General features: G+C 68.9%; 17 protein-coding genes. 9 read left to right on the top strand and 8 right to left on the bottom strand.

Annotation, left to right across the window (positions count from 1 at the left end; genetic code table 11):
* Positions 1 to 61 precede the first annotated feature (61 nt).
* Together ACWGID_RS09740 and ACWGID_RS09745 are read left to right on the top strand one after the other, a co-directional pair.
* On the top strand, positions 62 to 1,084 hold the full coding sequence (locus tag ACWGID_RS09740; RefSeq protein WP_452195996.1) for a DUF4037 domain-containing protein: 1,023 nt from the start codon (positions 62 to 64) through the stop codon (positions 1,082 to 1,084).
* On the top strand, positions 1,081 to 2,127 hold the full coding sequence (locus ACWGID_RS09745; protein WP_452195997.1) for an enolase C-terminal domain-like protein: 1,047 nt from the start codon (positions 1,081 to 1,083) through the stop codon (positions 2,125 to 2,127). Before ACWGID_RS09740 ends, ACWGID_RS09745 begins: the two co-directional genes overlap by 4 nt.
* A gap of 2 nt (positions 2,128 to 2,129) precedes the next feature.
* On the opposite strand, the gene ACWGID_RS09750 is transcribed toward ACWGID_RS09745, so the two are convergent.
* Positions 2,130 to 3,794 (bottom strand): MOSC domain-containing protein, encoded by a 1,665-nt coding sequence (locus tag ACWGID_RS09750; RefSeq protein ID WP_452195998.1) that lies wholly within the window; start codon positions 3,792 to 3,794, stop codon positions 2,130 to 2,132.
* 39 nt (positions 3,795 to 3,833) lie between these two features.
* The gene (locus ACWGID_RS09755; RefSeq protein ID WP_452195999.1) at positions 3,834 to 5,306 is read right to left on the bottom strand and encodes a sulfatase family protein; all 1,473 of its coding nucleotides are present in this window, start codon (positions 5,304 to 5,306) and stop codon (positions 3,834 to 3,836) included.
* 84 nt (positions 5,307 to 5,390) lie between these two features.
* On the opposite strand from ACWGID_RS09755, the gene ACWGID_RS09760 reads away from it, so the two are divergent.
* From ACWGID_RS09760 to ACWGID_RS09780, 5 genes are read left to right on the top strand one after another with little or no spacing between them, the layout of a single operon-like run.
* A complete protein-coding gene (locus ACWGID_RS09760; protein ID WP_452196000.1) occupies positions 5,391 to 6,407 on the top strand; it encodes an acetylxylan esterase in 1,017 nt (338 codons plus the stop codon).
* Positions 6,408 to 6,433: 26 nt separating this feature from the next.
* Positions 6,434 to 6,928, top strand: a complete 495-nt coding sequence (locus ACWGID_RS09765; RefSeq protein ID WP_452196001.1) for a VOC family protein — start codon at positions 6,434 to 6,436, stop codon at positions 6,926 to 6,928.
* A complete protein-coding gene (locus tag ACWGID_RS09770; protein WP_452196002.1) occupies positions 6,925 to 7,899 on the top strand; it encodes an RNA polymerase subunit sigma-70 in 975 nt (324 codons plus the stop codon). The genes ACWGID_RS09765 and ACWGID_RS09770 overlap by 4 nt, the downstream gene beginning before the upstream one ends.
* Before the next feature lie 9 nt (positions 7,900 to 7,908).
* On the top strand, positions 7,909 to 8,652 hold the full coding sequence (locus ACWGID_RS09775) for a beta-phosphoglucomutase family hydrolase (RefSeq protein ID WP_452196003.1): 744 nt from the start codon (positions 7,909 to 7,911) through the stop codon (positions 8,650 to 8,652).
* Positions 8,649 to 11,018, top strand: a complete 2,370-nt coding sequence (locus tag ACWGID_RS09780; protein ID WP_452196004.1) for a glycoside hydrolase family 65 protein — start codon at positions 8,649 to 8,651, stop codon at positions 11,016 to 11,018. Before ACWGID_RS09775 ends, ACWGID_RS09780 begins: the two co-directional genes overlap by 4 nt.
* A 62-nt stretch (positions 11,019 to 11,080) precedes the next feature.
* Here ACWGID_RS09780 and ACWGID_RS09785 read toward each other — a convergent pair whose 3' ends face one another.
* Together ACWGID_RS09785 and ACWGID_RS09790 are read right to left on the bottom strand one after the other, a co-directional pair.
* On the bottom strand, positions 11,081 to 11,335 hold the full coding sequence (locus tag ACWGID_RS09785) for a GlsB/YeaQ/YmgE family stress response membrane protein (RefSeq protein ID WP_452196005.1): 255 nt from the start codon (positions 11,333 to 11,335) through the stop codon (positions 11,081 to 11,083).
* A 102-nt stretch (positions 11,336 to 11,437) separates the two neighbouring features.
* Positions 11,438 to 12,262, bottom strand: coding sequence for a hypothetical protein (locus ACWGID_RS09790; RefSeq protein ID WP_452196006.1), 825 nt, complete (start codon positions 12,260 to 12,262; stop codon positions 11,438 to 11,440).
* Between the two features lie 122 nt (positions 12,263 to 12,384).
* On the opposite strand from ACWGID_RS09790, the gene ACWGID_RS09795 reads away from it, so the two are divergent.
* Positions 12,385 to 13,494: a DNA glycosylase AlkZ-like family protein gene (locus ACWGID_RS09795; protein WP_452196007.1), complete on the top strand. Its 1,110-nt coding sequence runs from the start codon at positions 12,385 to 12,387 to the stop codon at positions 13,492 to 13,494.
* Here the strand turns inward: ACWGID_RS09795 and ACWGID_RS09800 are convergent.
* Positions 13,481 to 14,350, bottom strand: coding sequence for a DMT family transporter (locus ACWGID_RS09800; RefSeq protein ID WP_452196008.1), 870 nt, complete (start codon positions 14,348 to 14,350; stop codon positions 13,481 to 13,483). The genes ACWGID_RS09795 and ACWGID_RS09800 overlap by 14 nt on opposite strands.
* An 80-nt stretch (positions 14,351 to 14,430) precedes the next feature.
* On the opposite strand from ACWGID_RS09800, the gene ACWGID_RS09805 reads away from it, so the two are divergent.
* Positions 14,431 to 15,327 carry a LysR family transcriptional regulator gene (locus ACWGID_RS09805; RefSeq protein ID WP_452196009.1) on the top strand — a complete coding sequence of 299 codons (897 nt, stop codon included), beginning with the start codon at positions 14,431 to 14,433 and terminating at the stop codon, positions 15,325 to 15,327.
* A gap of 6 nt (positions 15,328 to 15,333) precedes the next feature.
* Here ACWGID_RS09805 and ACWGID_RS09810 read toward each other — a convergent pair whose 3' ends face one another.
* The 3 genes from ACWGID_RS09810 to ACWGID_RS09820 form a co-directional block, all read right to left on the bottom strand.
* On the bottom strand, positions 15,334 to 15,525 hold the full coding sequence (locus ACWGID_RS09810) for a DUF1918 domain-containing protein (protein WP_452196010.1): 192 nt from the start codon (positions 15,523 to 15,525) through the stop codon (positions 15,334 to 15,336).
* 60 nt (positions 15,526 to 15,585) lie between these two features.
* The gene (locus tag ACWGID_RS09815; protein ID WP_452196105.1) at positions 15,586 to 16,881 is read right to left on the bottom strand and encodes an ATP-binding protein; all 1,296 of its coding nucleotides are present in this window, start codon (positions 16,879 to 16,881) and stop codon (positions 15,586 to 15,588) included.
* 147 nt (positions 16,882 to 17,028) lie between these two features.
* Entirely contained in the window at positions 17,029 to 17,706 is a 678-nt protein-coding gene (locus ACWGID_RS09820; RefSeq protein WP_452196011.1) for a response regulator transcription factor, read from the bottom strand.
* Between the last annotated feature and the right edge of the window lie 177 nt (positions 17,707 to 17,883).

Genomic DNA, 17,883 nt, shown 5'->3' on the forward strand with positions numbered 1-17,883 from the left:
CACTCTAGAGGCGTGCTGAAACTCCCGGCGGGCTCGACCGATGGATGAGAGGATGAAACGCATGCCGGAGTTCGTGGGTGCGCAGGAGCTGGTGGCCGGGTTCTACACCGAAGTGATCGCGCCAACGCTCGGCAAAACCAGTCATGCGGCTGGTCTTCTGGGGTGGGGCTCGGACGTGCTCGGGTACGACACGGCGCGGTCGACGGACCACGGGTGGGGACCGCGGATCGTGGTGCTGGTCGACGCGGACGAGGTGGAGCCGGTCCGCGCGCGGATGGAGTCGGCGCTGCCGGACGAGTACAACGGCCTACCGGTCCGGTTCGGCTGGGCGGGGCAGGACGTCGAGCACCACGTGACGGTCTCAACGCTTAGCGACTGGCTGCACGGACAGCTCGGGTTCGACGCGTCCCAGGGGATCGGTACTACGGACTGGTTGGTGACGCCGCAGCAGCAGATCCTCGGCGTGGTGACCGGACGGGTGTACGCCGACGACGGGCGACTCGCACCGGTGCGTGAAGCACTGGCGTGGTACCCGGACGAGATCTGGCGATGGACGCTGGCCTGTCAGTGGACGCGGATCGCGCAGGAGGAGGCGTTCGTCCAACGCACGCATGAGGTGGGCGACGAGCTGGGGTCGCAGGTCGTCACCGCCCGTCTGGTGCGAGACATGATGCGGCTCGCCCTCCTGCAGTCGCGGACCTACGCGCCGTACACGAAGTGGCTGGGTACTGCGTTCGCGCGGTTGGGGCATCCGGACGGTCTGGACCAGGCGCTGAGCGATGCGGTCGGCGCCGGTGACTTCGGGGAGCGCGAGAAGGCACTGGTGTCGGCGTACGAGCTGATGGCGGACCGGCACAACGCACTGGGGATCACCGCCGAGGTGGAGCCGTCCGCGCGTCCGTACTTCGATCGGCCGGCGCTGGTGCTGCAGTCCGGGCGGTTCGCGGAGGCGTGTCTGGCGACCGTGACGGATCCACAGCTGAAGGGTTTCGGGCTGGTCGGCGCGATCGACCAGTTCGTGGACAACACCGACGTACTGAGTCACACACCCGCTTTCCGACGACTGCTTGGGGTCTATCAGTGACGCTGTCGAACCATGTCATCAGCTCCGTCACCACGACGGAGATCCGGTACGAGTACTTGCGGACGATCGGGCGGAACGCGTTCCTCGGCTCGCACGGCAACGGCGGGACGACCACGGTGTACGTGGTCGAGACCGACCGCGGCGCGACCGGCTGGGGATTGCCCTTGTCCGACGGGGATCCCGGGCCGCTCGTGGGCCGGCGGCTGGCCGACCTGATCGATCCGGACCGGGGAGTCGTCGACCCGGCGGCGATGTTCCTCGACTACCCGCTGCACGATCTGGCGGCGCGGATCCTGGACGTGCCGGTGTACGCGATGCTCGGCGCCGCCGGTTCGCCACGGGTGCGTTGCTACACCGGCGGCATCTACTTCGACGACCTCGAGGGCGGCCTGGATGCGATCCGGGCGAACCTCGCGCAGGACCACGCGTTCGGCTTCCGCGACTTCAAGCTGAAGATCGGGCGCGGCCACCGCTGGATGGAGCCGGCCGCCGGTCTGCGGCGCGACATCGAGGTGACCCGGCTGGCACGCGAGCTGTACCCCGACGCAGGAATCCTTGTCGACGGCAACGACGGCTTCACCGTGAACGGCCTGTTCGAGTACCTCGACGCCGTCGCGGACTGCGACCTCTACTGGATCGAGGAGCCGTTCCAGGAGCGCCGGCCGGACCTGCAGGCTCTGCACGACCATCTGCGGACCCTGCCGACCCGGCCGAAGGTCGCGGACGGCGAGTACGACCCCGACGAGGAGCACGTGCTCGGGCTGGCCGCCGAAGGTCTCGTCGACATCGCCCTGATGGATGTCACCGGCCACGGCCTCACCGCCTGGCGCCGCACGATGCCGGAGCTGAAGTCCGAGGCGTCACCGCACGCCTGGGGCCTGCCCCTGAAGACCTTGTACGCCGCGCACCTGGCGGCCGGCCTCGGCAACGTCCCCATCATCGAAGGCGTTCCCGGCCACACCGTCGGCACGGGCGACTACACGCTCGACGACGGTTACGTCGTACTCCCGGACCGCCCGGGTTTCGGCCTCGACCTGCCCTGAGGTCACATGTCGAGGACGAGGTCGCCGGTGGGTCGTGAGCAGCAGAGGAGGACTTGGTCGCTGGGTGGGGGTTCCAGCGGGGTGGGGGAGTAGGACACCTCACCGGAGAGCAGTGGGGTGATGCAGTTGTGGCAGACCCCGGTGCGGCAGCTCCAGCGAGTCGGGACGTCGCACGCCTCGGCGAGCTCGAGCAGGCTGCCGTCGCGCATGGGTGTGGCGATCCCACTGCGTGCGAACGTCACCAGCGGTCCGGTGCCAGGCGCACCGGTCGGCTGGTGCGGCGGACCGCTGGTTTGACCAACGACTCCGGGGTTGAGCGACGCCAACGCACCGAACAGTTCGGTGTGGATCCGCGTCACCCCGAGAGCGGTCAGCCCTGCCTGCATGTCCGCCATGAACGACTCCGGCCCGCAGATGTACGCCGTCGCAGCTGCGGGCAACGCCAGCTCGGTAAGCCGGTCTTTCGTCAGCCGTCCGTCCACTGAGCTGTAGTAGATGCGCTCCTGTGCATTCGGAAGCCGTGCGAGCAGCTCACGTGTCTCAGAAGCCAGCGGATGCTCGGCAGGACTCCGAGCGGCGTAAACCCACCAGACCTCCCGAGTACTGCGTTCCGCCGCCAATACATGCAGCATCGCGAGAACCGGCGTCACACCGATGCCGGCCGACAACAGCAGCACCGGGTTGGTGCCGTCCTCGAGGACAAAGTCCCCACGCGGCGCCGCCACCTCCAACAGGCTTCCGGTCTTCAGCTGCGTCGTCATGTAGCCGCTCCCGACTCCATGCGGCTCGTGCTTCACGCTGATGCGGTAGTCCGGTGAGGTGGACAGCGAGTAGCTACGCACAGGCACCGGCTGACCAGCCTCCGGCAGCCGGAACGTCAGATACTGCCCCGCGCGAGCTTTCGGCAGCTCACCGCCGTCTTCGGCCGCCAGCCGGACGGAGTACACGTCGGCACTCTCCGGAACGACCTCTGTCACCCGTAGCCGCCGGAAGCCCTCCCACGCAGGCTTCGGCTTCGCGGCGTCGTCCAACAGTTCCTGGAACGACCCCACCCACCCCGGACTCATCGCCGGAATCTGTACGGAGATCCGCAGCTTCTCCAGGTCCCGATCCGGCAGGTACAACAGCGCATCGGTGTCCGCCACACTCAACGCACCCGGACCGGTGGCTGTCTTGACGATCTGGTCGCCAGCCGAGATCTCGCCCTCGGTGATCACCCGGCAGTAGAACCCCGGTCGGTGCCGGCTGACGAGCAGTGCGGGCAGCTCCGGTTCTCCCATCCGCAGGCCGACCCGGTAGCAGGTGACGCGCGGTTGGGTGACCTCCAGCTCCGCGCCGCCGATCCGGTAGCGGTCCCCGATGCAGACCTCGTCATCGGGCAGTCCGTCGATTGTCAGGTTCTCGCCGAACTGCCCGTAGACGAAGTCGTCCCGTCCGAAGTGCTGCTCCCAGTAGCGGTACGAGTCGATCTGGTACACCATCACCGCACGCTGCTCGCCACCGTGGCCGGCTGTGTCGCCCTGACCGTCACCGTCCAGGTTCAGCCGCCGGACCATCACCGGTCCGTCCACCGACTGCTTCCAGACGCCGGTGTAGACGGTCTTCCCGTTCCACTCGACGTCCTTCGGTAGCCCGACATTCACCGACAGCACGGTTGGTGTGCTCATCGCTCAACTCTCCAACCGCGGCCCGCTTCTCGTCCAGGTCTACTCGGCAGACCAGGGCCATTCCGGGTGCTGCGTCCCGGGGCCGGTGTACGGCGTGTCGGCGTACTGCTCCTGCAGCTGGGCCAGCTGGGTCGTCAGCGTTGCGCGAGTCTCGGCGTACGCCGGGTCGTCCGCGACGTTGTTCAGCTCGTCCGGGTCCTTCTGCAGGTCGTACAGCTCCCACTCCGACTCGAAGAGCTGCTCCGACGAACCTGGCACGCCCAGTCCGGCGCCGTAGTAGTGGATGAGCTTGTGGTCCCGCGTCCGTACGCCGTAATGCGCCGGCACGTGGTGGTTCGGGTCGTCGTGCTCCCAGTACCGGTAGTACATCGCGGTCGGCCAGTCGGCGACCTCCTCCCCGCGCAGCAGTGGCAGGAAGCTCCGGCCCTGCGAGGTGGGCAGCACGGACGCGGCGTCCCTCCCGGTCATGTCCAGGAACGTCGCCGCGAAGTCCACGTTGGTCACGATGTCATCGCAGGTGGTCCCGGCCGGGATCACCGACGGCCAGCGGATCATCATCGGCATCTGCAACGACTGGTCGAACATCAGCCGCTTGTCGTACCACCCATGGTCGCCGAGGAAGAAGCCCTGGTCGGACGTGTAGACGACCACGGTGTTCTCGCTGAGCCCTTCCTCATCCAGTACGTCGAGCAGTCGACCCACGTTGTCGTCGATCGACTGCACACACTGCAGGTAGTCACGCAGATAGCGCTGGTAGTTCCACCGCATCCGCGCATCGCGGTTCTCCGGTCCACGCAGCTCGTCCGGCAGCTCCTCGCCGAGCTCCTCAACCGTCCCCAGGTCGTCCGCGACGGACATCCGGACGCCGCGGACCGCCTGACTCCTGGTGGCGTAGTCGTCGAGCAGCGTGCTCGGCTCAGAGATCGAACCGACCGGGTAGAGGTGCTTGTGCTTCTCGTCCGGCACCCACGGCCGGTGGGGTGCCTTGTGATGCACGAACAGCAGGAACGGCCGCTCCGTGTCCCGCTCGCGGAGCCAGTCGATGCTCTGGTCGGTGACGATGTCCGTGGCGTAGCCGGGAACCGTCTCCGCGCCGTCCGGTCCGATCATCAGCGGGTCGACGTAGTCACCCTGCCCGGGGAAGACCCGCCAGTCGTCGAAGTGTCGCGGCGCGGACTCCGGACGCTCGCCGAGGTGCCACTTGCCGAACAGTGCGGTCTGGTAGCCGGCGTCCTTCAGCACCTCCGCGAAGGTCGGCACCCGGTAGTCGATCTCGGTGTAGATCGACGCGACACCGTTCACGTGACTGTAGGTGCCGGTCAGGATCGACGCCCGCGACGGCGAGCAGATCGAGTTCGTGCAGTACGTCGCGTCCATCCGGACACCGTCCTGCGCGATCCGGTCCAGGTGCGGCGTGCTGTTGACCTTGCTCCCGTACGCCGAGATCGCGTGCGCGGCGTGGTCGTCGGACATGACGAAGACGATGTTCGGGCCAGGTGTGGAGGGGGGCATCACGTCACACTAGCCACCAGCGGCCAGATATGGACACCGCTTACCAGACTGTGGTCGGTAGCGGTAAGTTTTGCGCTCATGGCCATGTTCGACCTTTCCCTCGACAAGCTCCGCGAGTACCGGCCCGAGGTGGCCGCTCCCGCCGACTTCGTCGACTTCTGGCGCCGCTCGATCGAGAAGGCGCGCACCGACGACCTCTCCGCCACGTTCACCGAGATCGACAACAAGCTCGCGGTGATCGACACCTACGACGTCACGTACGCCGGCTTCGGCGGCTCGCCCGTGAATGGCTGGCTGCACGTCCCGGCCGGCGCGACCGGTCCGCTGCCGACCGTCGTCCAGTACCACGGGTACTCCGGTGGTCGCGGGTTCGCGCACGCGACCACGCTGTGGGCGCAGGCGGGCTACGCGCACTTCGTGATGGACACCCGCGGTCAGGGCTACAGCTCCGGCGGCCCGGCCGGTACGCCGGACGACACGCCGTACGCCGGTCTGAACCACACACCGGGCTTCATGACGGCCGGTATCACCGACCCGGAGACTTACTACTACCGCCGCGTGTACATCGACGCCGTCCGGGCGATCGAGGCCGCGCGGACGTCACCGTTCGTGGACCCGGACCGGATCATCGTGACCGGTGGCAGTCAGGGCGGCGGCATCTCGATCGCCGCGGCCGGCCTCGCGCCGCTGGCCGGGATCGACCTGCTCGGCTGCGCTCCCGACGTACCGTTCCTGTGCCACTTCGAGCGCGCGCTGCAGATCACCGACAAGGACCCGTACGGCGAGATCGCGCGGTACCTGAAGGGGTTCCGGCAGGACGTGGACGCGGCGTTGCGGACGCTGAGCTACTTCGACGGCGTCAACCTGGGCAAGCTGGCGACCGCGCCGACGCTGTTCTCGGTCGCGCTGATGGACCCGATCTGCCCGCCGTCCACGGTGTTCGCGGCGTACAATCACTACGGCGCCACGGGGAGCGAGCCGAAGGACATCGAGGTCTACCACTACAACACCCACGAGGGTGGGCAGACCTACCAGCAGATCGCCCAGCTCGACTGGTTCGCGGGGATCTTCGAGGCTTCCCGGACGGGTTCGGCGAAGTAGTCGCAGAAACAGACATCGATGGACCGATGAGTTTTCGGTCCCGGCGTCGTTACACGGTCATCAATCGTCGGCCAGAGTGGCCGACCTGGACCGCGGAGGCGCAGATGGACTGGAAGCTCGAGCTCGTGATCGTGCCGGTATCGGACGTGGATCGGGCGAAGAAGTTCTACACCGAGCAGCTCGGTTTCGCCGAGGACGTCGACCATCGGGCCGGTGACTCGTTCCGGGTGGTGCAGCTGACACCACCCGGATCGGCCTGCTCGATCACGATCGGCACCGGTCTGACCGCGGCGCCGCCGGGCAGCTACCAGGGCATCCACCTGGTGGTGAACGACATCGCCGCCGCGCGCGCCGAGCTGCTCGCGCGCGGTGTCGAGGTCAGCGAGCCGTTCCACTTCACGGCCGAGGGCAAGCAGCCCGGCCTGTCGCCGAAGCGCGCCGACTACGAGACCTTCCTCGCCTTCGAGGATCCGGACGGCAACGGCTGGACCGTCCAGGAGGTGGGGAAGGTCGCGCCGTGACGACCCTGGAAGAGGCGGCGTTCGCGGGGGACGAGACCGCGTTCGCCGACCTCGCCGGACAGCACCGCCGGGAGCTCCACGTGCACTGCTACCGGATGCTGGCGTCCTTCGACGACGCGGAGGACGCGGTGCAGGAGACGTTGCTCAGGGCCTGGCGCAGCCGCGATCAGTACGACGGGCGCACGTACTTCCGGGCCTGGCTCTACCGCATCGCGACCAACGTCTGCCTCGACGTCACCCGGCGACATGCCCGGCGCGCTGCGTCCTCGGGATCGCCGGGAGACATGGTCTGGCTGCAGCCGTATCCGGATCGCCTGCTCGACGAGATCGCCCCGCCGACCGACCAGCCCGACGCGGTCGTGGTGGACCGGGAGACGATCGAGCTCACGTTCCTGATCGCGCTGCAGGAGCTGCCCGCCCGCCAGCGCGCCGCCCTGATCGCCCGCGACGTGTTGGGCTGGTCGGCCGCGGACACCGCCGGACTGTTGGACACCAGCGTGGCCGCGGCGAACAGTGCACTGCAGCGAGCGCGGGCGACGATGCAGCAGCGGCTGCCGGCGCGGCGGTCGGAGTGGACCGCACCGCAACCGACGCCGGAGGAGCGTGAGGTGCTGGCGCGGTTCATCGACGCGCACGAGCGATGCGACACGGCTGCAGCGATCGCCATCGCTGCCGAGGACCTGCGCATCTCGATGCCGCCCGACCGGATGTCGTTCGCGGGCCTCCCGGCGTGTCTGCCGCTCTTCGAGCGTGGCCTCGGCCCCGATCGGGACGGCGAGTGGCGACTGGTCCCCACTTCGGCGAATCGGTTGCCTGCGGCAGCGTCTTATCTGCTGAAGCCGGGAGACACGGTGTGGCGGGCGTTCAAGCTCGATGTGCTGTGGGTCCGGGAGCGGAAGATCGTCGAGATCATGACCTTCGGATACTCCCGATTCCCGGCCTTCGGTCTGCCCGACCGGTTGAGGTCCTAGTCTGGGGTCATGCTGGGACTACCTGCAGAAATCCGGGCCTGTCTCTTCGACCTGGACGGTGTCCTCACCGACACCGCTGCCGTGCACGCGGCCGCGTGGAAAGAGATGTTCGACGAGTTCCTCCGGGAGTATGCGACGCAGCACGAGATACCCTTTCAGCCGTTCGATGCCCGAGCGGAGTACGACGCCTATGTCGACGGCAAACCGCGAGCCAACGGCGTCCGGGACTTCCTGACCGCGCGCGGCATCACGCTGCCCGACGGGACCCCTGACGACGCGCCGACCGCGATGACCGTGAACGGCCTGGGCAACCGGAAGAACGTCGCCGTGCAACGCCGGATCCGGACCGAGGGCGTGCACGTCTTCGAAGGATCCCGGAAGTACCTCGAGGCCGCCGAACGGGCCGGACTGCGCCGCGCGGTGGTGTCGTCGAGCGCAAACACTCGCGAGGTACTGGACGTCACCGGACTCGCGCGGTACGTCGAGGAGATCGTTGACGGCGTCACGATCCGGACCGACGGGCTGAAGGGCAAACCGGCGCCCGACACGTTCCTTGCCGCAGCCAAGGAGTTCGGTGTCGACCCGTCCGAGGCGGCCGTGTTCGAGGACGCTTTAGCCGGCGTGGCCGCCGGCCGCTCCGGCAACTTCGGGCACGTGATCGGAGTCGATCGCGTCGGCCAGGCGACCGAACTGAAGTCGCACGGCGCCGACGTCGTGGTCCGCGACCTCGCCGAACTGCTGGAGGGCGCATGATCGACCGAGGCCATCACCCGATCGAGCCCTGGCGGCTGCGGGAGACCCGGCTCGCGATGGACAAGCTCGCGCAGTCGGAGTCGCTGTTCGCGTTGTCCAACGGCCACATCGGCCTGCGCGGCAACCTCGACGAGGGCGAGCCGTTCGCGATCCCCGGCACCTACCTGAACTCCTTCTACGAGCAGCGCCCCCTCCCGTACGCCGAAGCCGGGTACGGCTACCCGGAGTCCGGCCAGACACTCGTCGACGTCACCAACGGCAAGCTGATCCGGCTGCTCGTCGACGACTCGCCGTTCGACATCCGCTACGGGTACCTGACCAAGCACGAACGTTCCCTCGACTTCCGCACCGGCGTCCTCGAACGCGACGTCGACTGGACGTCACCAGGTGGCAAGCGGATCCGGGTCCGCAGCCGCCGGCTGGTGTCGCTGACCCAGCGCGCGGTCGCCGCGATCGAGTACGTCGTGGAGCCGGTCGACCAGCCGGCCCGGTTCGTCATCCAGTCCGAACTGGTCGCGAACGAAACCCAGCCGAAGCTGTCCGACGATCCGCGCGTGGCCGCCGTACTGGACAACCCGTTGAAGCCGGTCAGCCACGACGGTGGTGAGCACGGCACGGTTCTGATCCACCGCACCACCCGCAGCCAGCAGCTGATGGCGGCGGCGATGGCGCACGAGGTCGACACGACCGTGCGGTACGCGATGGACCAGGACGTCCGTGAGGACTGGGCCCGCACCACGGTGATCTGTCAGCTGCAGCCGGGCGAGAGCCTGCGCGTGGTGAAGTACCTCGCGTACGGCTGGTCGAGTCTGCGATCCGAAACCGCTATCCGGGACCAAGTGGCTGCCGCACTGGCCAGTGCGCGGTTCTCCGGCTGGGACGGCCTGGCCAAGCAGCAGGTCGACTTCCTGGACGACTTCTGGGACGGCGCCGACATCGAGGTCGAAGGGCATCCGGAGCTGCAGCAGGCGGCCCGGTTCGCGCTCTTCCACGTCCTGCAGGCAGGAGCACGCGCCGAGCGCCGAGCGATCCCGTCGAAGGGTCTGACCGGTGCCGGGTACGACGGGCACACGTTCTGGGACACCGAGGGTTTCGTCCTACCGGTGCTGACCTACACGTTGCCCGAGGCAGCCGCCGACGCGCTGCGCTGGCGGCACTCGACGCTCAAGCTGGCGAAGCAACGCGCCGAGGAGCTCGGTTTCCGCGGCGCGGCGTTCCCGTGGCGGACGATCCGTGGCCAGGAATGCTCCGGCTACTGGCCCGCGGGGACGGCGGCGTTCCACATCAACGCCGACATCGCCGAGGCGGTCATGCGGTACTACCGGGCATCCGGTGACGACGACTTCCTCGAGGAGGTCGGCCTCGAGCTGCTCGTCGAGACGGCCCGGTTGTGGATGTCGCTCGGGCACCACGACCGCGACGGCCGCTGGCACCTGCCCGGCGTGACCGGCCCGGACGAGTACAGCGCCGTTGCCGACGACAACGTTTTCACCAACCTGATGGCCGCGCGCAACCTGCGCTTCGCGGCGGAGGTCGCGGCGAAGCTGGCACCCAAGGCGCGCGAGCTGGGCGTCGACAGCGAGGAAGAAGCGACCTGGCGGGACGCGTCGGCCGCGGTGTACCTGCCGTACGACGAGGATCTCGGCGTTCACCCGCAGTCCGAAGGCTTCACCGGGTACGCCGTCTGGGACTTCGACGGCTACAAGGACAGGTACCCGCTGCTCCTGCACGCGCCGTACTTCCAGCTGTATCGCACGCAGGTGGTGAAGCAGGCCGACCTGATGCTCGCGACGTACTGGTGCGGCGACGCGTTCACGCCCGAGGAGAAGGCGCGGAACTTCGACTACTACGAGCGGCTCACCGTGCGGGACTCGTCGTTGTCCGCGTGCGTGCAAGCGGTCATGGCCGCAGAGGTCGGTCATCTCGACCTGGCCTACGACTACGCGTACGAGGCCGCGCTGATCGACATGCGGAACCTGCACCACAACACCGGCGACGGCCTGCACATGGCTTCATTGGGTGGAGCGTGGAGCGCGCTGGTGGCCGGCTTCGGCGGGCTGCGCGACCAGGACGGCATCTTGTCGTTCGATCCGGCGTTGCCGATGGGCCTGTCCGGGTTGAGTTTCACGGTCCGGTGGCGTGGCGTGCGGTTGAAGGTGGAGATCGACCCGTTGTCGGCGAAGTACACCGTGCACGACGGGCCGGACGCCTCGCTCACCTTGCGGCACGCCGGCGAGGAGATCACGGTGACCGCGACGCAGCCGGTGATCCGGACACTGGAGAAGCGCCGGCCGCTCCTGCCCCGGCCGCCGCAACCGCCGGGCCGCGAGCCGCGGCCGGCGATGGCGGTCAACGACGAGCTGTAGCACCGGCGCTTCCGGTCAAACGACTGAGCGCCCAGCTGTTCGCTGGGCGCTCAGCTCCGCGTTCAGTTCTTGCTGCGGGCGGACAGCGACTCGGCGGTGCCGACCAGCAACACCGACGAGATCACGGCGACGGTGAACCCGAGGATGTTCAGCTCGAAGATCCCGCCGGTGCCGAGGATGCTCGCGATGGTGCCGCCGATCACCGAGCCGGCCAGGCCGAGCATCAGTGTGGCGAGCAGACCGAGCTTCTGCTTGCCGGGCGTGAACAGTCGCGCCAGTGCTCCGATGATGAGTCCGGCGATGATGAAGCCGATCATGCTGAGTCCTCCGAGGTGTCGAACGGTACGACTCCAGTCTCCGTCGGCGCGGAGGCCGGCGGCAGTGGAGTTCTCCCTGACCGGACCCGGAGCCGACCCTGGTCAGCCCGCGGCTGTAGTGGTGAGCAGGTCGCTGTTCGGTGCGAGCTGAGGACCGCTCGCCAGCCGGTTCAGAACCGTGGTGGCGAACTGGTCGGCGGCCTGTCCGCCCGCGCTCAGCAACCCCTTGTACGCCGCTCGGCAGGACGACCGGGGGCCGAGAATCTCGGCGTACAGCTCGATGTCCGACATCTCCGGGTGGATCTTGATCACGTTCGAGGTGTCCTTCGCGCACCGGTCGAGGGTCGGCCCCGTGCGCGCCGGGGTCTGCTTGACCAGCAACTGTTCGGCGAGGCCCTTCGTCAGGATGTACTCCGCGCTCGACGTGCGGTCCTGCAGGTAGCGGATGCTCGCGACCTCCCGAGGATTGTCGGTGAGCGAACAGATCGACCACTCCGGTGGCACCTTGATCACCTGGCCGGCCGGAACGAAGGACGGGATCTGGGGCATCGAGCCGGCCTCGGCCCCGTTCACCGCGGCCAGCGCGCCGTGCGACGCCTCGTCGGTCGGATTCGCGTACGGCGAGGGCGCCAGCCGGCTGTCGAAGTTCGCGTCCGGGATCACGACGACCGTCAGGTTCCCGGTGTTCTTGACGAGCAGCGACGTACGGCTCGCGTCGGTGCTGACGGTCAATTCGACACCGTCCGTATCCGATACCGCCGGGAGGTGTACGTCGGAGTGCGCGCAGTCCGCGACCGCCTTCACCGGCGCCTGCGTCCGCGGTCCGAGAATCGATGGATTCGGCGACACCGTCGTCGTACCGCCCGAACCTTCCGCGGTCGAACACGCCGCGACCGCCACCAACGCCAACCCCACTGCACTGGGCATAAGTGCCCGCCAACGTCCCCTCACGATGACCCCCCTGAGTCCGAGTACCAGGTCCCCACCCACTCGGTCCTCCTTTCACCATACTGTCTGTGACTGTCTGCGCCATGCCTTAGCCTCAGCCCGTGACGATCCATCAGTTGTCGAAGCGGGATGCCAGGCGGCTGGCGGTGCAGGCCCAGCTGCTGACCAGCGAGCGCCCCGCGGACCTGTTCGACGTGGTCGGCGGGCTCAACGTCGTGCAGTACGACCAGACGGCGTACGTCGCGCCGAACGCGGATCTGGTGGCCTGGAGCCGGCTCGGATCGTCGTACGACCCCGAGGAACTCGCCGATGCGTTGGCGACCCAACAGTTGTTGGAGTTGCGTGGATTCGTCCGGCTGCCCGAGACGCTCGCCCTGTTCCGGGCCGAGATGGCGGCGTGGGCCCACCCGGACGGTGAGCTGCTCGACTGGCAGGAGTACCGACGCAACTGGGTGCAGGCGAACGAAGGTTGCCGCCTCGACCTTCTCGAACGCCTGCGGCAGGACGGTCCGCTGGTGATGCGCGAGCTTCCCGACAGCTGCGTGGTGCCCTGGAAGTCGTCCGGCTGGACGAACAACCGGAACGTGTCGCAGATGCTCGAGTTCATGCTGCAGCGCGGCGAGGTGGCGATCGCGGGACGCGAGGGCCGGGACAGGCTCTGGGATCTGGCGTCCCGCATCTATCCGGACGAGCCCGCCGTACCGCTCGAGGAGGCCGGCCGGATCCGGGAGCAGCAACGACTGCGGTCGATGGGGATCCTGCGCGCCAAGGGACCGGCGTGCCCGGGGGAGCCGCTCGACGCCGGCGGGGCGGGGGAGCGGGCCGTCGTGGAAGGCGTCCGTGGCGAGTGGCGGGTCGACCCGGAGCTGCTCGGGCAACCGTTCAGCGGGCGGACCGCGATCATCTCACCGCTGGATCGCCTTGTGTACGACCGGAAACGGCTGACGGAGATCTTCGAGTTCGACTACCAGCTGGAGATGTACAAGCCGGTCGCGAAGCGCCGCTGGGGGTACTTCGCGTTGCCGATCCTGCACAACGACCGCCTGATCGGGAAGCTCGACGCGCAAGCGGATCGCAAAGCCGGGATGTTCCGCGTCGACGCCATCCACGAAGACGAACCGTTCTCGAAAACCGTGACCGCCGCCCTGCACCGCGAGATCCGGGACCTCGCACGCTGGCTCCGCCTGGAGCTCGTCCTCAAGCCTGCGTGACCAGCAACCGCTGTTGGTCGCCGGATTCGCGGTGGGACCGTTCGATCGACTGGCCCCAGGTGGTGCCGGCCAGCAACAGGATCGCGCCCAAGACGGCGGGGAGCGTCAGGTGCTCGTCGCCGAGACCGAGGCCGATGGCAACGGCCCAGAGCGGCTCGGTGCCGAGCAACAGACTGGCGCGGCTGGCCGACGTGCGCTGGATGGCCCAGGTCTGCGCGAGGAACGCGAAAACGCTGCAGAACAAGGCGAGATAGGCGAGTTGCAGCCAGCCCACGGCGGGGATCGCCGGCAGGTGTCGTACGGCGGGGATCGCGAAGAGCGCCGTACCGACAATCGCTTGAACCGTGGTCAGTTGCAGTGGCCGGAGACCGGTGGCGAGGCGGCCGACGAGCGCGACGTGGCCGGCGCGAACGACGGCCGCGGCAAGCATCAGCAGATCGCCGACGCCCGGCGCGTGAAGACCGTGGCTGGCCATCAGGAGGCCGACCGCGACAACGCAGGTCGCCGCGGCCAGATAGAAGCGGGACGGTAGCCGGCGGCGATCGAGGAGCGGGGTGAGGACGAGCGTCAGGCTGATGATCAGTCCGGCGTTGGCCGCGCTGGTGTGCGTGACGCCGTACGTCTCGAGGATCAGCACCGCCGCCTGGGTGAGGCCGAGGACGACGCCGATGCGGAGCTCCCGGCGGTTGATGCGCCGGACGAACAGGACCAGCGCGCCGGCCGAGATGGCGTACCGAACGAAGAGGACGGCAAGCACCGGCGTGACCGCGGTCGCGGTCTTGGCGGCGAGGTAGCTCGAACCCCAGACGATGGCGACGAGCAGCAGAACGAGATCGGTACGGCGGGGCGCGGGCACGGACCCAGGGTGAGCCGGTCCGACGTTGAAGCCAAGCCCCACTTTCTAAAGCGATCCTGTAGCAGACCTACACTGTCGAAATGGACGAACGGCAGCTGCGGATCCTGCGGGAAGTCGGTGAGCTCGGCAGCGTGACGGCGGCGGCCGAGGCGTTGCTGGTGACGCCGTCGGCGATCTCGCAGCAGCTCCGGCTCCTACAGCGATCGATCCCGGTGCCGTTGACCGAACGCGACGGCCGGCGGGTGGTCCTGACCGCCGCCGGGCGCGCGCTGGCAGCGGCCGCGGCGGATGTCGAGTCCGCCTTGGCGCGGGCGCGACACGCGGTCGATGACTTCGCCGAGCAGCCCGACGCGGTGGTGTCGATTTCCGCGTTCCACAGCGCGGCCGCCGCGTTGTTCCCGGTGTTGCTGCGGGCGGAGGATGCCCCGCGACTCACGCTGCACGACGAGGACGTACCTCAGGACGAGTTCCCGGCGTTGACCCGCGAGTACGACGTGGTGCTGGCGCACCGGATGGATCACGCCGCCGCCTGGCCGCGGACGGTCGCCGTCACGCCGTTGCTGCAGGAGCCGCTGGATGTCGCCGTACCCGTTGACCATCGGTTGGCATCGAAGCGCTCGCTGTCACCGCGCGACGTGGCCGGCGACCCGTGGATCACCGTGCACGACGGATTCCCGCTGATGGCCACGATCGAGGCGATCGGAGCGGCGGCCAACCAGCGGCTCGAGCTGGTGCATCGGGTCAACGAGTTCAGCGTGGTCGCGGAGCTGGTCGCCGCCGGCGCCGGGCTGGCCCTGATCCCGCGCTGGACCGCCCGCGCGCATCCCGGCGTGGTCCTCCGCCCACTGCTCGGAGTGCACGCCCGCCGCGACATCGACGCCCTCTACCGGCCGGAGCGAACGGCCCGGCGCGCCGTACGGACGACTCTCACCAACCTGCGGCACGCGGCCGCGACCATCCGCAAACCGGCCGGCTGAGGACTCCTACCGCCCGGCGTGCACGATGTGCGCGTCCGGCCCCGGGAAGAACAGCGACTCGGTGTCGGTGTCGCTCCAGTGCACGAGGTACGGCGGTGCGCCGTCCGGATCGTGAACCTCGACGATCCGGCCCTCCCGCCGGTGCGTCATCAGATGGCTGGTCTCCACGACGACTTGGTCGCCTGCTTCCGCTTTCACCAGTCCCCACCTCCTTACCCCCAGCTTGGTCCTGGTGAGCGGCCCGCACCACCCCTCAGGTCAGTTCGGGAGGGTCACCGTGGCCGTCGTACCTCCGCTGCTCGACGGGGTGAGCGCGATCGTGCCGTGGTGGGCGCGGGTGATCTCGCGGGCGATGGACAGGCCGAGGCCGGAGCCGCCGCTGGCCCGGGAACGGCTCGTGTCCAGGCGGACGAAACGCTCGAAGACCCGCTGGCGGTCCTCCTCGGGAATCCCGTCGCCGTCGTCCTCGACCGTGATGATCGCCGACCCGTTCTCCTCGGCGGTGGTCAGCCGGACCGTGCTGTGCGCCGCGCGCGCGGCGTTGTCGACGAGGTTGCGCAGTACCTGGCTCAGGCGTGCCGGATCGCCGACGACCCGGACCGGCCGGACGTCGCCGGTGACCTTCAGCTCGGGGGCCGAACTGCGCAGCCGCTGGATCTCCGCGGCGACCAGGTCGTCGAGGTCCACGTCGGTCTGCCGCATCCGGATCCCGGTGTCGTCGGCCTTCGCGAGCAGCAGCAGGTCCTCGACGAGCTGACGCATCCGGTCGGTCTCGGTCCCCATCACCTGCCGCAGCTCGTTCCACGCCTTCCCGGAGGTGTCCGCCTCGATGACCTCGAGCGCCGCGGTCAGCGTGGCCAACGGCGACCGCAGCTCGTGGCTGGCGTCGGCCACGAACGCCCGCTGGGTCGCCTGCCCAGTCTCCAGCCGGTCGAGCATCTCGTTCATCGTCACCGCGAGCCGTGCGATCTCGTCCCGGGTCGGCGGCACCGGAACCCGCTCGGTCAGGTCCCGGCTCCCGATGCCCTGAACGCGGGCCCGGATCCGGTCCACCGGCCGCAGCGCCCGCCCGATCATCAGCCAGGCGGCCACCCCGACCACGATCAGCAGCGCCGGGAAGCCGATCGCCAGGTACTTCGCGACGGTGCCGACCGTCTGTCGCTGGGTCTGCACCGACGAGGCGACCACCACGGTGTACGTCTGACCGCCGTGCGACGCGCCCTGGGCGACGACCAGGAACGAGTGATCGTCGTCGATCAGCGGCATCTCGCCGACCTCGGCGCGCAAGAGCGCACCGGCCGGCGGGCGGAGATCGGTCAGCGGAGTGGTGCCGACCCGGGCGGAGGAGGCGGCGATCACCCGTCCGGACGAGTCCAGGACCTGCACCAGCTGGCTGGCGCGGGTGGTCTGGGTGAGGTCGCGCGCGAGGCCCGCCGTACCCTCGGTGCTGACCTGCTGGGCGACGTCGGCGACCCTGCCCTCGGCGGCGTCCGAGACCTCGGTGATCAGCGCGCGCTGCAGGAGCAGCAGCAGCGCGGTCGCCCCGAGCATCATCGCCACGGCGACCACGATCACCGCCGCCGCCGTCGAGCGGCTGCGCACGCTGGCCTGCCGCAAGCCGCCGGCGGTCCGGTACCACCCGTCAACGCGTCGTCGCACGACCGTGCTCACCCCGCCATTTTCGCAGGTCGTCCAGAGAGGTCAGCCGCCCTCGGGATTCAGCCGGTAGCCCATCCCGCGAATGGTCTCGATCGCGTGCCGTGCGTACGGCGTGTCGATCTTCTTCCGCAGGTACCGGACGTAGACCTCGACCACGTTCGGGTCGCCGTCGAAAGCGGGGTCCCAGACGTTGGCGAGGATCTCGGTCTTGCTGACGGTGTCGCCGCGGTGCCGCATCAGGAACTCCAGCAGGCCGTACTCGCGCGGCGTGAGGGTGATTTCCTTCCCGTTCCGCTCCACCCGGCGGCGGGCCACGTCCAGTGACAGGTCGCCCGCGGTCAGTACCACCGGCCGCTCCGGGCCGCCGCGCCGGATCAAGGCCCGCAGCCGGGCCACCAGGACCAGGAAGCTGAACGGCTTGGTCAGGTAGTCGTCGGCCCCGAGGTCGAACGCGTCGGTCTGGTCGTACTCGCCGTCCTTCGCGGTCAGCATCAGCACCGGTGTCCAGATGCCGCGGGCCCGGAGCAGTTCGAGCACGCGGTACCCGTTCAGCTTGGGCAGCATGATGTCCAGGACGATCACGTCGTAGCTGTGCTCGGTCGCCGCCCAGACCGCGTTCTCGCCGTCGTGCACCAGTTCGACCACGAACCCGGCGTCGGTCAGCCCGCGGTGGACCGTGTCGGCCAGCCGCAGTTCGTCCTCGACCATCAGCACTCGCATGCCCACAGTCTCACCGCAGACCGCTGAGAGTCCGCTGAGAGCCCGGCAACTTGACGTCGTGAAGTTGCCCCACCTAGCGTTGGGGGGGGGGGGGGGGGGCGGGGGGGGGGGGGGGCGGGGGGGGGGGGGGGAGGGGGGGTGGGGACTCGGGGCGGGGCGGGCGCGGGGGCGGCCGGG

Source organism: Kribbella sp. NPDC054772, from assembly GCF_053611945.1.